This is a genomic window from Burkholderia crassaminum, from assembly GCF_964265005.1.
Taxonomy (GTDB): domain Bacteria; phylum Pseudomonadota; class Gammaproteobacteria; order Burkholderiales; family Burkholderiaceae; genus Burkholderia.
This window is the reverse complement of the sequence record NZ_OZ183801.1, coordinates 58835-72972: the sequence shown is the minus strand read 5'-3', so window position 1 is coordinate 72972 and position 14138 is coordinate 58835. Positions and strand designations below refer to the sequence as shown.

Genomic DNA, 14138 nt, shown 5'->3' with positions numbered 1-14138 from the left:
GAGGCAGGCGCCGGGCGGCTCAGACTGCCCGGCCCGCTCGTCACTGCATCACGTCGACCGGCAGCGTCTTGTCGAGATTGTCGTGCCACGCCTGGATCGTCTTCGGCACGGTTTTCTTCCACGCCGGCACGTTCGAGTAATAGCGCATCCGGACGTTGTTCTGCGCGTCGAACACGAGCAGCCCGATCCACAGGTCGTTACCGCGGCGCATCACGATCGCCGCGTTCGTCGTTGCGATGCCGCGCACCCAGTACGACGCCACGTGCGCGTTCAGCCCGTCGAGATCCTTTTCGTCGACGCTGTAATTGATGATGTCGACAAGCGTCTGGTAATCGCCACCGAGCAGTTTGTGCGCGGTCGCGTTCTGCGTCGCATTGGCGAGCACATCCAGGCTCACGAGATCCGCCGGCGGCTTCGCCTGCATCTGCGACGCCGTCACATAATCGCCCGAGTAGACGACGCCCGAACCGGCGCCACATTCGCCGTCGGCGCCGTGCTGCGCAACCTGAACGCGTGCACCCTTGCGGCTGAAATCGAGACGGCATTGGTCGTGACGAAACGTGCCGCTATTGCCGTGCAGTTCGATATCGCCACCAAGTTCGCCGGTATTCGCGCCGTTGTTGCCACTCAGCTCGAAATGCAAACGTGGCGCCGTGCCAGTGAACGTCAGCACGCCACCGAACGACGGATTATCACTGTCGCGATACCACGTCTGCTGCCAGCGGTCGGCTGCCAGCGGCCTGCCGTTCAGGCTCGCGAGCCGTTCGCGGTAGCGGTCGCCCAGGCACCACGCGTCGGCACCGCACTGGTCGCGCTGCTTCAGCCACTTCAACTGCGCGGACTTCAGCACGGCCGTATCGCCGCCTTTCGCGAGCGCCGGCTTCCACGCCGCCGCGAGGTCGCCGTCGAGCTTCGACAGCGCGGCATCCGCGCAGATCGCCTTCTCGGTTGGCGAAGCGGCCTTCGCGCAGTCGAAGCCGGCCGCGTGCGCGGCAGCCGGTAACAGCGTCAGCATCGCGACCGTCGCGACGGATCGCAGACGCAGGTGCGAGGCATCGCTGACGGAAATCGCGGTTTGCCCGCGTGCATTCGATCGGTTCTGGAGGGTCATCGGCTTGGATCGTCGCTGGATCGCGCGCCTGTAGAAGCTACCTGCACGCGGCATTCGAGGTAAAAACGCCCGGCCCGGCATGCGGCGCATGCCGTCGCTCGCCGAAGCCTAACCCGAATGCGCGACGCCGATCAATCGACGTTCGATGTCGGCGCATCCGTCGGAGCAGCCACGCTGCATTGCACGATGCCGTCTCGCAATGCGGCTTCCACGGCGGCATCGAGGAACAGGATCGATGCGCACGCAACGACCAACTCGAGCCCGCGGTTCGCATACTGCCCCTTGAACCGGTCAGGCAGCGTGATCGCGTTGTGGCGCTTGCCGGCCCCCCGGATCTTCGGGCCGACGAAATACAGCGGTCAACCGTCGAACGGCACCAGCTCGTAACTCGTGCTCCGGCCGCCGGACGACGAGCGTTGCAGCACACCGCGCTCGACGAGTTCAGTGATGTCACGCAGCGCCGAATCCTGCGAGCACTTCGCGAGGGCCGCCCACTTGGTCGTCGTCAGCTTCCCTTCGAAGCCGTCGAGCAGGCGATTCATGACCTTGACCTGGCGTGCGTTCATCGCGAAGCCGGTGCATCGCTGCCAGAAGCGCGCCTTGACCAGCACCGCGTCGAGCGTCGTGTGCGCGTGCTCGATAGCCCGGCCCAGCGTGTTCAGGAACCACGCGAGCCATTCCGTGACATCGAGCGAACCACGCTGCGTACGCTCCAGCACGTCGTAATACGCGTTGCGCTCGCGCTGGATTTGCGCCGACAGGCTGTAGAAGCGCTGCGGACTGCGGTCGGCACGCGCCAGGACCAGATCCCCGAGCGCGCGCGCAATACGGCCGTTGCCGTCGTCGAACGGGTGCAGCGTGACGAACCACAGGTGGGCCAGGCCGGCCCGGATCAGCAAGGGCTCGACCGGTGCGGCATTGAACCACGCGAGAAAGCGCCCGATCTCGTCGGCGAGGCGCGGGGCGGGCGGCGCCTCGAAATGCACGCGCTGCCGGCCGATCGGCCCGGACACGACCTGCATCGGCCCGGTCGCATCCGTTCGCCACCCACCGACCGTGATCCGCGACATCCCCGAATAGCCGGTCGGGAACAGCGCCGCATGCCACCCGAACAGACGGGCTTCGGTGACGGGCGCCGCCGCATGGGTCGTCGCGTCCAGCACCATGTCGACGACGCCCTCGACGTGGCGATCGACCGGCGCCAGCGCGCCGATATCGACCCCGAGCCGACGCGCGATCGACGATCGCACCGACGCCACGTTCAGGCTTTCACCCTCGATGGCGCTGGTCTTGACGACGTCCTCCGTCAGCGCGGCCAGGCTGGCCTCGTCGCGCAGCGCCAGGCCGACGTCCGCCAGCCGCCCGGCCAGTACGCCTTGCGCACGGCTGACGTCGGCGAGTGGCGTCGCCAGTGCCGGGAGGTCGAAGCGCCATGCAGGCCAGCCGGCCGACTCCCAGATAAAGGTGTAATCTCCGCTCATGATGCGGAGATTATCCCACCGATTCACCGCACGACTCAATATTCTCCGCAAATTCTGCGGAGAATAACGCCCCCATTCACCGCAAACCCGCCCGCTACCTTGCCCGGCCCGCCCCGCCCTTCGTCGCGGGCGCCGCCTCCCCGAGCCGTTCCGCGAGAAACCCGATGAACGTGCGCAGCGTGACGAATCCTTCCCGATGCTGCGGGAACACCGCGTTGAGCGTGATCGGCGACGGCGCGTACGCGTCGAGCACCGGCACGAGCGCGCCGCTGTCGAGCGCCGCGCCGACGATGAAGTGCGGCAGCAGCGCGATGCCGAGCCCCGCGATCGCCGCGTCGCGCACCACTTCGCCGTTGTTCGCGACCAGCGGCCCCTGCACGTCGAACGTGCGCGCCGCGCCGTCGACGCGGAATTCCCAGCCGATGCGCCGCTCGCGCCCGTACAGCAGGCACGTGTGGCCGGCGAGATCCGCCGGCGTCTGCGGCGTGCCCTGCCGCTTCAGATAGGCCGGGCTCGCGCACGCGATCATCCGCCATGCGCCGAGCGGCCGCGCGATCAGCGTCGAATCCTCGAGCGAGCCGATCCGCAGCACGAGATCGAAGCCCTCGCCGATCAGGTCGACCCGCCGGTCGGTCAGGTCGAGGTTCAGTCGCACGGCCGGGTGCGCGGACAGGAATTCGGCGATCAGCGGCGACACGTGCGTGATCCCGAACGACAGCGGCGCGCTGATCTTCAGCGACCCGTGCAACTCGGTGCTGCGCACCGACATCGCCTGCTCGGCGTCGGCGATCTCCGCGAGGATCCGCTGCGCGCGCGCATAGAACTCCTGCCCCGATTCGGTCACCGCGAGGTTGCGCGTGTTCCGGTGCAACAACCGCACGCCGAGCGACGCCTCCAGCGCCATCGTGCGCCGGCTGACGAACTGCTTGGACAGCATCAGTTGATCGGCCGCCGCCGTGAAGCTGCCCGCATCGACCGTCGCGACGAAGATTCTCAGATCGTTGAGTTCCATATTGTCCACTCCATAGCGACAGTCATTATCTCCACGGCCATTTATTTGTCAAATCGATTGACCTAAGATTCATCTCAACGAACGGCCGCGCCCACTTCCGAGGTCCGGCGTCTTGAGGAACAAAAATCATGATCGAAATCCGTGCAGCAAACCAACGTGGCCGTGCGGAGCATGGCTGGCTCAGCTCCCGTCATACGTTTTCGTTCGCGAATTACTACGATCCGAAGCAAGTCGGCTTCTCCGACCTGCTCGTGATCAACGACGACCGCGTCGCCCCGGGCCGCGGCTTCGGCACGCACCCGCACCGCGACATGGAGATCCTGTCGTACGTGCTCGACGGCGCGCTGGAACACAAGGACTCGATGGGCACCGGCTCGGTGATCGTGCCGGGCGACGTGCAGCTGATGAGCGCAGGCACGGGCGTGCGCCACAGCGAGTTCAACCACTCGCCGGAAACGCCGGTCCACTTCCTGCAGATCTGGGTCGGGCCGGCTGAAAAGGGTGCCGAGCCTCGCTATCAGCAGACGAATGTCGCGGACGGCGACAAGCGCGGCAAGCTCGCACTCGTCGTGTCGCCGAACGGCGACGCCGGTTCGCTGAAGATCCGGCAGGACACCCGGATTTACGCGGGCCTGTTCGACGGCGATGAAAGCACTACGCTGGAACTTGACCCGAGCCGCTTTGCTTACGTGCACGTGGCACGCGGCAGCGTGACGGTCAACGGCGTGACGCTCGGCGAAGGTGACGGCGCGCGCATCCGCGGCGAACACGCGCTGAGGATCGCCGACGGGAAGGATGCCGAAGTGCTGGTGTTCGACCTGCGTCCGGTCGAAGTAACGGCCGAGTGGGCATAACGCCCGTTCGGGAAACCGGGCCCCGCTGAATGCGGGGCCCTTTTAATCGGAGATTCGCAACATGGCCAAGGTACTCGTTCTTTACTACTCGTCCTACGGGCACGTCGAAACGATGGCGCAGCACATCGCGGAAGGCGCGAAGTCGGTGCCCGGCGTCGAGGTCACGCTCAAGCGCGTGCCGGAAACGATTCCCGTCGACCAGGCCCGCGCGATCGGCGTGAAGGTCGACCAGGCCGCACCGGTCGCGACGGTGGACGAACTCCCCGAATACGACGCAATCATCTTCGGCACGCCGACCCGCTTCGGCAACATGGCCGGCCAGATGCGCACGTTCCTCGACCAGACCGGCGGCCTGTGGATGAAGGGCGCGCTCGTCGGCAAGATCGGCAGCGTGTTCGCGTCGACCGGCACGCAGCACGGCGGCCAGGAAACGACGATTACGTCGTTCCACACGACGCTCCTGCACCAGGGGATGGTGATCGTGGGCGTGCCGTATGCGTGCAGCGGCCTCGTCAACATGAGCGAAATCACCGGCGGCACGCCGTACGGCGCCACCACGCTCGCAGGCGCGGACGGCAGCCGCCAGCCGAGCGCGAACGAGCTCGAGATCGCGCGCTACCAGGGCAAGCGCGTCGCGGAACTCGCGAGCAAGCTCGCGTCGTAACGCGCCGCCGGCGCGGCCCCGCACACACGCAAACGGCGCCGGTAGACCCGGCGCCGTTTGCGCTGTGCCCGGCGCTGGGCCGTTACTGGCCCGACGCCGGGGCGGCCGGCGCCGCCTTCGTCGCGGGCGCCTTCGGTGCGGCGTTCTGCGGGTAGTTGCTCTGGTCGTTGGTCAGCCGGTAGCCGCTGCCCGTGCCGATCGCCTTCAGGTCCGACGCGTGCCGCGCCCGGGCGGCCTTGCGGGCCGCCTTCTTCTGCGCCTTGTCGACCTGCTTCTGCGTCGGCGCGGACGCCGGATCCTGCGCGTATGCCGCCGGCGCGGCGGTCAACAGCAGACCGAACGACGCCGTTACTGCTACTGCCACCGAAACCACGCGAGACTTCTTCATGGCCGGATCTCCTTGTCGATTGTTGGTTGTGGATTGTGGGTAGGACACCGGCGCGCACACGACCGCTTGCGACAACGGCGCCGATGCAACGTTAGCCGAACAGTATGCACTTGTCCCTGTGCGTTCCTGAATTCTCCCGATAACGGCCACGATACGTGCGCACCGCGTACGCCGTCGTTCCGGCGCCTCGCCTGCGCCATCAGGGAAACCGATAACCCGGCCTCTGGCCCGGCCGGCGCTCAGACCCAGCGCGACAGCACCGGCAGCAGGATCGGCACGACGAAAGCCGTCAGCACGCCGTTCAGCCCCATCCCGAGCCCGGCGAACGCACCGGCCTCCTCGCTGACCTGGAACGCGCGCGCAGTGCCGATCCCGTGCGACGCGACGCCGAGCGCGAACCCGCGCACCGCCGGTTCGTCGACGCGCAGCACGTTGAGGATCCCGCGCGCGCACACGGCCCCGAAGACCCCGGTCGAGATCACGAGCACGGCGGTGAGCGAAGGAATGCCGCCGATTTCCGCCGCGACGGCCATCGCGATCGGCGTCGTCGCCGATTTGGGCGCGAGCGACGCAATCGTCTGGTGCGACGCCCCGAACAGTGCCGCAATGCCGACGGCCGACACGATCGCGGTCAGCGAGCCCGCGAGCAGGCCGACCAGCAGCGGCACCGCGGCGCGGCGCAGCTTCGACCACTGGCGGTACAGCGGCAGCGCGAGCGCGACGGTCGCGGGGCCGAGCAGGAAGTGGACGAACTGCGCGCCTTCGAAATACGTCGGATACGGCGTATGCGTGATCGTCAGCAGCACGACGATCAGCGCGACCGCGATCAGCACCGGGTTCGCGAGCGGGTTGAAGCGCGCCCGCGCATAGACGGCCTGCGCGAACAGATACGCGATCAGCGTGATGGTCAGGCCCAGCAACGGGCTCGCGGCGAGATAGACCCAGATCGCGCCGAGTTTCGGAAAGGCCGTCATGGCGTGCCCTCCGCCGCACCGCCCGCGCGCCGCTGGCGCCGCAGCAGCGCCCGCGTGACGAGCGCCGTCACGGCAATCGCGAGCGTGGTGCTCACGGCCAGCGCGACGACGACCGCGAGCGCATCGCCGCGCACGCGGTCGGCCGACACCATGATGCCGACGCCGGCCGGCACGAACAGCAGCGACAGGTGGCGCAGCAGCTCGAGCGCGGTCGGCTCGATTGCGTCGGCCACTTGCGGGCGCAGCATCACGAAGCCGAACAGCAGCAGCATGCCGATCACGGGGCCCGGCACCGGCAGGCCGAACAGATAGGACACGCCTTCCCCGAGACACTGGAAGGTCAGCAAGACCGCGAACGCCTGCAGCATGAAGCGCTACTCCCGAAGGTGGCCGCGCTGCCGGGCGGCCGCGCGGCCGATGGCCGGCGGCTTGCGGCGCCGGCGTGGACGATACGCGCGATCGTACCAACAATGCCCGCGGCGCGGGGCTTCGCGGGCGCCGGGGCCGACGACGCGGGCGAGGGGGGCGAAGCGGGCGGCCAGCACCGCGCCGTGAAGCATCGCGCAAAGCCGGCGTTGCGGCGCGGTTCGTGAAGGAAATCGTATTGCCGAACCGGGACGGAAAATCGCGGACGGTCGGAGCGCGCGGTGTGCAGGGCGACACATTCACCCCACTCGCCCGCCGCATGCAACAAAGGCGGGCATGCGCCCGCCTCGTCGTCGTAAGCACTCGCGCTGCCCCGTCTCATGGGCAGCGCGAGCGCGAACCCACCGCTTACTTCAGTCGCGTCGCGATTTCATTCGCCATCGCCTTCATCGCGGCCTTCGTCGGCGCATCATCGGCCAGTGCGTTCAGCAGACCGAAATCATGGATCGTGCCGTCGTAGCGCGTGGTCGTCGCGTCGACGCCGGCCGCGTCGAGCTTGCGTCCATACGCTTCGCCTTCGTCACGCAGCACGTCGAACTGCGCGACCTGGATCAGCGCGGGCGGCAGGCCCTTCAACTGCGCCGTGCTCGCGCGCAGCGGCGACGCGTAGATCTCGTTGCGTTGCGCTTCGTTCTTCGTATAGGCGTCCCAGAACCACTTCATCATCGGCCGCGTCAGGAAATGCCCTTGCTGATACGCGTTGTACGAACCCGTGTTGAAGTTGTGGTCCGTGACCGGCCACATCAGCCCCTGGAAGCGGATCGCGGGGCCACCCTTGTCCTTCGCCATCAGCGCCACCACGGCCGCCATGTTCCCGCCGACGCTGTTGCCGACCACCGCGAGGCGGCTGCCGTCGACGCCGATCTCCGCGCCATGCGCGGCCACCCACTTCGTTGCCGCATACGCCTGGTTGATCGCGACCGGGTAATGCGCTTCCGGCGACGGCGTGTAGTTCACGAACACCGCGACGGCCCCCGATTGCACGACGAGATCGCGCACGAGGCGTTCATGCGTCGGAAAATCGCCGAGCACCCAGCCGCCGCCGTGAATGAACACGAACACCGGCAGCGTGCCCGTTGCGCCTTGCGGGCGGACGATCGTGACCGGTACGGACAAGCCGTCCTGTTCGATCGTGCGGTTCGACACGTCGATACCCGACAGGTCGACCTTCGCGCCGTTCTGCGCATCGACCAGCACCTGGCGCGCCTTCGCGGGGCTCAGCGTTTCGAGGCCCGGGCCCTTCTGGCCGTTCAGCGCGGCAAGGAAGGTGCTCGTCGTCGTATCGGGCCGGACCGCTTCGGCGCCGGCGGCGAATGCGGTGGTCGTGGCGGACAGTGCGGCGGCAACGGCGGCGGCGATCAGCAGCGGCTTGACGATTTTCATGATGGTTTTCCTTGGCATTAGCCGGTAAATGACGATGGATGATTCGGTGTGCGATCGATCAGGCAAGCGTGAGCGTGACGTCGATGTTGCCGCGCGTCGCGTTCGAATACGGGCACACGAGGTGCGCGCGGTCGATCAGCGTTTGTGCGATGTCGCGATCGAGGCCCGGCAGCGAGATCTTCAGTTCGACTTCGATGCCGAAGCCGTTCGGGATCGCGCCGATGCCGACGCTGCCTTCGATGGATGCGTCCGCGGGCAGCGCGATCTTGTCGCGGGCCGCGACGAACTTCATCGCGCCGATGAAGCACGCGCTGTAGCCGGCGGCGAACAGTTGTTCGGGGTTCGCGCCTGCGCCGCCCGCGCCGCCGAGCTCGCGTGGCGTGGTCAGCTTCAGGTCGAGGTTGCTCTCGGGCACCGTGGCACGGCCGTCGCGGCCGCCGGTGGCTTTTGCATGGGCGCGGTACAGCACTTTTTCGATCGACATGACAGACTCCTTTTCAACAAATGAATGAAACAGCCTTCGAACCGGGGACCGCGTGCCGACAGCCTTGCTGCCGGCATTGCGCTTATTTATCTACTCATAGATAGATAAACGTCCCCAAAAAAATGCAGAGGGTTGAGCCATCTGCGCCAACTATCTATCTACTTGAAGATAGACAAAGAGATCCAATAAAAAGGCGGCGAACCGCCTCACTGCTTGCGCGCTCCGTCAGGAGCGCGTTTTCCAAACGGCCTCGACATCCTCGAGGCGCGCCCGCGTGTGAAACAGCCGGCTGGCCAGCACACTGCCCTGGAACGCCGCGTACAACGTGCGCGCGGCCGTTTCGGGCTCACCGCTGAACTGAAGCGTGCCTTCCTGCGCGCCCTGCGCCAGCAATTCTGCCAGCCAGCTCTCGTTGGCCTTGAAGAACGCCTGCACGGCCTGCCGCACGTTCTCCGGCAACGTTTCGATGTCGGCCGCGAGCATCCCGCACAGGCAGATCAGGTTGCCGTCGCCCAACGTGCGGCCGAACATCTTCGTGTACAGGCTCAGCTTCACGTCGGCCGGCAATGCCGGATCGATCGCCCGCATGGCCGAGAGGACCTCGTCGCTATAAACCGCCACCGCTTCCAGCACGAGGTCGTCCTTCGACGGGAAGTAATAGTGGATGCTCGACGTCTTCACGCCCACCAGGTCGGACAGGTCTCGGTAGCTGAAGCCGTTGTAACCGCGCAGCATCATCAGCGTGATCGCGTGGTCGAGAATCTGTTCGCGGACGGTCGGTTTCGTTTCCATGGAGCGAACTTTATCTACTCATAGATAGACAGTCAAGGGTTTTTTTTGGGGGCGCGATATGCGCCCTGTCCAGCGCCCTACCCGCGCTCGCCCTCCAATGGCTGCCCAACGCATGCACCCGGCTTGGAAAGCGTCCGAACCGGCGTACGTCAAACAGGCGCCGTCATGCTCACTGCGGCTTCAACATCCGCTGAATGATCGTCCGCAACATCGCGCGATGCGCGCGCGGCTTGAACCCCGGCTCGAACACGACCCGCCCGACCGCGCCTTCCGCGAGCGCGAGCAGCCAGGTCGCGACAAGATCGGGCTTCAGGCTGCCGTCTATCTTCCCTTGCGCCACACCGCGCTTGATCAGCGCGACCATCCGCCCTTTCACCTGCGCCTCGTTCGCCGCGAACAGCGCGGCAACATCGGGATTGCGCGTCGCCTCCGCCGCCGTCTCGATGCTGATGCGCGCATAGACGGGATCGCTCGACAGTTCCATCAACGCCAGCGCGATCTCCTCGATCGCGGCCAGCGCGTCGTCGGCGTCCGCATAGCGCGCGAACAGGTCGGCCATCTCGCGCTGGTCGTCCTGCGCGATCGCCTCGATGATCGCCGCCTTCGTCGGGAAATAATGAAACAGGTTGCCGGGGCTCATGCCGGCCGCCTTGCAGATCGCGGCCGTGGACGTCGCATGGAAGCCGTCGCGCGCAAAACACTCGATCGCGGCATCCAGGATCTGGCGCCGCTTCGCTTCCACTCTTTCAGGGTCGATCTTTCTCAACAGGCACTCCGTACTCGACGATGACTCAAATATTTATTAGACTAACTAGTCGATCTATTATCGTGGCGATGCCCCGCAGGCGTCAAGGTAGCGTGCCGATGTCCGTGCCGCCTGCGACATCCGCTCACACCACCACACCGAGGGTCTCTTGAAACGAATCGTCATTGCCGGCATTGCGCTCGTCCTGTTCGTGTTCGTCGCCGCCGGTGCGCTCGTGCTGCGCGGCCTGGCCGACTTCGAGCTGAAGGGCGCGAGCGTGTCGACGCTCACGTTCCGCGCCGGCGGCGCCGACCTCGTCGGCACGCTCGCGCTGCCGGCCCATGCGCCCGGAGCGCCGATTGTACTGCTCGTCCACGGTGACGGGCCGCGCACCCGCTTCTCCGACGACACAATGCTGCCGCTCGTCAACAGCCTGCTCGATGCCGGCATCGGCGTGTTCGCATGGGACAAGCAGGGCACCGGCCGCAGCGGCGGCGACTGGCTCGCGCAATCGATGCAGGATCGTGCGAACGAAACGATCGCCGCGATGGCGCGCGTGCGCGCCACCGTCGGTCCCGCGCACAAGATCGGCCTGCTGGGCTTCTCGCAAGGCGGCTGGGTCGTTCCACGCGTCGCGAATGCGGTGCGGCCCGCGTTCTCGGTGATCGTCGGCGGCGCCGTCAGCTGGCGCCGGCAAGGCACCTACCTGACGCGGCAGCAGCTCCAGGCAACCGGCCTGCAGCCGGATCGAATCGATGCGACACTGGCCGCCGAGCGACGCGATAACGATGCCATCTTCGGCCGGGCAGACGTGCCGGCCGATCCGAACCGCCGCCCCGACATCGAGCCGCGCCGCTTCGGCTTCATCGCACGCAACTACCTGGAGGATTCGTCGCAGGCGCTCGCGACGATGCAGGGGCCCGTGCTGGCCGTGTGGGGCGCGCTGGACCGCAATGTCGATCCGGTCGACGAGGCGAACGCTTACACGCATGCCTTCGCGAACCGGCCCGACCGGCGCGTGGTGGTCGTGGCCGGTGCGACGCACGGGCTGCTGCGCGCCGGCTGGTTCGACTACCAGCTCGAGTCCGACTGGCCGACGTGGAAGACATGGCTGTACATGGCGCTCGGCCGCCACGCGTATGCGCCTGGCGCGCTCGGCCCGATCGAAGCCTGGGTCCGTGCGCAATGAACACGTGTGCAACATGGCGGCATCGCGACTGGCGCCGCGCATGAAGCACGCAGTACCGGCTGCGCCGATCGGCGCAGCCGCATCAAGGAGAGGTTCCAATGTTTTCGTGGTTTGAACGGCGCCTGCCGACTTTCCCGCTCGAAGATCCCGCCACGCCGCCGAAGGGATTCTTCTCGTTCGTCTGGGCGTGCACGAAAGGCGCGCGCAGCTGGATCCTGCTGATCGCGCTCACCTCGGCCGCGCTGGCCGCGTACGAAGCCGCGCTGTTCGCGATGATGGGCCGCGTGGTCGACTGGCTCGCGTCCGCGACACCGGCGGAGTTCGGCGGCCGGCACTTCGGCACGCTGGCCGGTTTCGCGGCGATTCTCGCCGGCAGCACGTTGCTGATCGCGCTGCATACGATGGTCAAGCACCAGGTGCTCGCGATCAACTTCCCGATGCGGCTGCGCTGGCTGTTTCACCGGCTGATGCTCGACCAGAGCCTGTCGTTCTACGCGAACGAGTTCGCGGGCCGCGTGACGACCAAGATCATGCAGACCGCGCTCGCGGTGCGCGATGCGCTGTTCATGTCGGTCGACGTCGTGATCGGCGTCGCCGCGTACCTGATCGGCATCCTCGCGCTCGCGGCCAGCTTCGACTGGCGGCTGATGATCCCGCTCGTGCTGTGGGCGCTCGGCTACGGCGCAGCGTGCGCGTTCTTCGTGCCGCGCCTGGGCGCCGTCGGCAGCCGCCAGGCCGATGCCCGCGCGCTGATGACGGGCCGCATCACCGACGCGTATTCGAACATCACGACCGTGAAGCTGTTCTCGCATACGCGGCGGGAAGCCGATCACGCACGCCGCGCGATGGAAGCGTTCAAGGCGACCGGCGACGCGCAGATGCGTCTCGTCAGCGCGTTCGAGGTCGTCAATCACCTGCTGTCGACGCTGCTGCTGGTCGGCTCGACCGGCCTCGCGCTGTATCTGTGGATGCACGGCGAGGTGAGCGCGGGCGTCGTCGCGGCGGTGATCGCGATGGCGCTGCGCCTGTCGAGCTATTCGCACTGGATCATGTGGGAGATGACCGAGCTGTTCGAGAACGTCGGCACGATCCAGGACGGCATCAATACGCTGACGAAGGTGCGCAGCGTGGTCGACGCGCCCGATGCGAAGCCGCTCGCCGTGCAGCGCGGCGGGATCGTGTTCGACAACGTGCAGTTCGCGCACGAGGACAACGACCGCGCCGTGTTCGACGGGTTGAACCTGACGATCCGGCCCGGCGAGCGGATCGGCCTGATCGGCCGCTCGGGTGCCGGCAAGTCGACGCTCGTGAACCTGCTGCTGCGCTTCTACGACGTGGGCGGCGGCACGATCCGGATCGACGGGCAGGACATCGCGCACGTGACGCAGGACAGCCTGCGCAGCGCGATCGGGATGGTCACGCAGGATACGTCGCTGCTGCACCGGACGATGCGCGAGAACCTGCTGTACGGGCGCCCCGACGCAACCGAACGCGAGATGCACGAGGCGGCCGTGCGCGCGGAAGCGTCCGAGTTCATCGACCGGCTGCGCGACCGCCACGGGCGCAGCGGCTACGACGTCGAGGTCGGCGAACGCGGCGTGAAGCTGTCGGGCGGCCAGCGGCAGCGCGTCGCGATCGCGCGCGTGATGCTCAAGGACGCGCCGATCCTCGTGCTCGACGAAGCGACCAGCGCGCTCGATTCCGAGGTCGAAGTCGCGATCCAGCGCAGCCTCGACGGCCTGATGAGCGGCAAGACGGTGATCGCGATTGCGCACCGGCTGTCGACCATCGCGGCGATGGACCGGCTGATCGTGCTCGACGAAGGGCGCATCGTCGAGGAAGGCACGCACCAGCAGTTGCTGCAGGCCGGCGGTATCTATGCGGCGCTGTGGGCGCACCAGAGCGGCGGGTTCCTCGGCGAAACGGCGGACGTGGAGAAGGCGGAGCAGTAGGCGGGACCGCTGTGGCAACATGGCGGCACGGCGATCGCCGGCCGGTTCGGCCACGATCGCTTTCCCGACGGCCGGACGCCACTGCCCGGCTGCCTGTCGCCCGACGCAGACCCAAGGAGCCCGTATGACCACGCGACCGGATATCGCCACTGCGCTCGACGCGCCCGATTCGGCGCTCGAGGAAGACGAGCAGCGATTCGTGAGCCAGATTCGCCAGCACGGATGGTTCCGCACGGAAGTGTTTGCGGAAGGGGACGATCCAGGGTTCTCGTTCACGACCGGGCTGTGGGTCAACCACGGCTTTCCGGAAATCATCGTGTTCTCGTTGCCGGCGCGCATCGTCCACGACGTGCTGTGGGACGTCTACCGGATGGTCGCGGCCGGCACGCCGCCCCCGGTCGGCGAAGTCACCGCATCCGTCTACGCCAAGGCGAACGCGCTCCTCATGCCGGTCGAAAAAGCCCACTACGAAGCCCATCTCGGCTGGAACCGCTGGTTCTACGGCAACGACGACTTCCCGTGCGTCCAGCTGCTGTGGCCCGACCGCGACGGGGTTTTCCCGTGGCAGCCGGAAGCGGACGACGCGTTGAACGCCGCGCAGCCGCGGCTGTTCGCAGCGGGCGACGCCTGACGCTGATCCGCGCACCGGATTGCGCGGCACGCCGCTCGCGTGCCGCGCCACC

15 protein-coding genes are annotated in these 14138 nt (G+C 67.1%); 5 read left to right on the top strand and 10 right to left on the bottom strand.

Going from position 1 to position 14138, the window contains the following annotated elements; genetic code table 11:
- Positions 1-40 precede the first annotated feature (40 nt).
- The 3 genes from ACPTTF_RS33615 to ACPTTF_RS33605 form a co-directional block, all read right to left on the bottom strand.
- Positions 41-1111, bottom strand: a complete 1071-nt coding sequence (locus ACPTTF_RS33615; RefSeq protein ID WP_423371953.1) for a lysozyme inhibitor LprI family protein — start codon at positions 1109-1111, stop codon at positions 41-43.
- 359 nt (positions 1112-1470) lie between these two features.
- Complete coding sequence (locus ACPTTF_RS33610) at positions 1471-2592, bottom strand: Fic family protein (protein ID WP_423371952.1); 1122 nt, start codon at positions 2590-2592, stop codon at positions 1471-1473.
- 94 nt (positions 2593-2686) lie between these two features.
- Complete coding sequence (locus tag ACPTTF_RS33605; protein ID WP_423371951.1) at positions 2687-3604, bottom strand: LysR substrate-binding domain-containing protein; 918 nt, start codon at positions 3602-3604, stop codon at positions 2687-2689.
- Between the two features lie 128 nt (positions 3605-3732).
- On the opposite strand from ACPTTF_RS33605, the gene ACPTTF_RS33600 reads away from it, so the two are divergent.
- Together ACPTTF_RS33600 and wrbA are read left to right on the top strand one after the other, a co-directional pair.
- Positions 3733-4458 (top strand): pirin family protein, encoded by a 726-nt coding sequence (locus tag ACPTTF_RS33600; RefSeq protein ID WP_166966116.1) that lies wholly within the window; start codon positions 3733-3735, stop codon positions 4456-4458.
- Between the two features lie 61 nt (positions 4459-4519).
- Positions 4520-5122, top strand: a complete 603-nt coding sequence (wrbA, locus tag ACPTTF_RS33595; RefSeq protein ID WP_423371950.1) for an NAD(P)H:quinone oxidoreductase — start codon at positions 4520-4522, stop codon at positions 5120-5122.
- Positions 5123-5204: 82 nt separating this feature from the next.
- Here the strand turns inward: wrbA and ACPTTF_RS33590 are convergent, their stop codons facing one another.
- From ACPTTF_RS33590 to ACPTTF_RS33560, 7 genes are all read right to left on the bottom strand, one after another.
- Positions 5205-5510, bottom strand: a complete 306-nt coding sequence (locus tag ACPTTF_RS33590; RefSeq protein WP_166966120.1) for a hypothetical protein — start codon at positions 5508-5510, stop codon at positions 5205-5207.
- Between the two features lie 239 nt (positions 5511-5749).
- A complete protein-coding gene (locus ACPTTF_RS33585) occupies positions 5750-6484 on the bottom strand; it encodes an LrgB family protein (protein WP_423371949.1) in 735 nt (244 codons plus the stop codon).
- Positions 6481-6852 carry a CidA/LrgA family protein gene (locus ACPTTF_RS33580; RefSeq protein WP_166966123.1) on the bottom strand — a complete coding sequence of 124 codons (372 nt, stop codon included), beginning with the start codon at positions 6850-6852 and terminating at the stop codon, positions 6481-6483. Before ACPTTF_RS33580 ends, ACPTTF_RS33585 begins: the two co-directional genes overlap by 4 nt.
- A gap of 406 nt (positions 6853-7258) precedes the next feature.
- On the bottom strand, positions 7259-8293 hold the full coding sequence (locus ACPTTF_RS33575) for an alpha/beta hydrolase (RefSeq protein WP_423371948.1): 1035 nt from the start codon (positions 8291-8293) through the stop codon (positions 7259-7261).
- A 58-nt stretch (positions 8294-8351) separates the two neighbouring features.
- A complete protein-coding gene (locus ACPTTF_RS33570) occupies positions 8352-8777 on the bottom strand; it encodes an organic hydroperoxide resistance protein (RefSeq protein ID WP_423371946.1) in 426 nt (141 codons plus the stop codon).
- Positions 8778-9002: 225 nt separating this feature from the next.
- Positions 9003-9569 carry a TetR/AcrR family transcriptional regulator gene (locus ACPTTF_RS33565; protein WP_166966129.1) on the bottom strand — a complete coding sequence of 189 codons (567 nt, stop codon included), beginning with the start codon at positions 9567-9569 and terminating at the stop codon, positions 9003-9005.
- 169 nt (positions 9570-9738) lie between these two features.
- Positions 9739-10335, bottom strand: a complete 597-nt coding sequence (locus ACPTTF_RS33560; protein WP_423371945.1) for a TetR/AcrR family transcriptional regulator — start codon at positions 10333-10335, stop codon at positions 9739-9741.
- 148 nt (positions 10336-10483) lie between these two features.
- Here ACPTTF_RS33560 and ACPTTF_RS33555 point away from each other — a divergent pair, with 148 nt between their 5' ends.
- The 3 genes from ACPTTF_RS33555 to ACPTTF_RS33545 all read left to right on the top strand — a co-directional run bounded on the left by ACPTTF_RS33555 (position 10484) and on the right by ACPTTF_RS33545 (position 14086).
- Complete coding sequence (locus ACPTTF_RS33555) at positions 10484-11503, top strand: alpha/beta hydrolase family protein (RefSeq protein WP_423371944.1); 1020 nt, start codon at positions 10484-10486, stop codon at positions 11501-11503.
- A 98-nt stretch (positions 11504-11601) separates the two neighbouring features.
- Positions 11602-13455: an ABC transporter ATP-binding protein gene (locus ACPTTF_RS33550; protein ID WP_423371943.1), complete on the top strand. Its 1854-nt coding sequence runs from the start codon at positions 11602-11604 to the stop codon at positions 13453-13455.
- 124 nt (positions 13456-13579) lie between these two features.
- Positions 13580-14086: a DUF4262 domain-containing protein gene (locus ACPTTF_RS33545; RefSeq protein ID WP_166966137.1), complete on the top strand. Its 507-nt coding sequence runs from the start codon at positions 13580-13582 to the stop codon at positions 14084-14086.
- Positions 14087-14138: the final 52 nt, after the last annotated feature.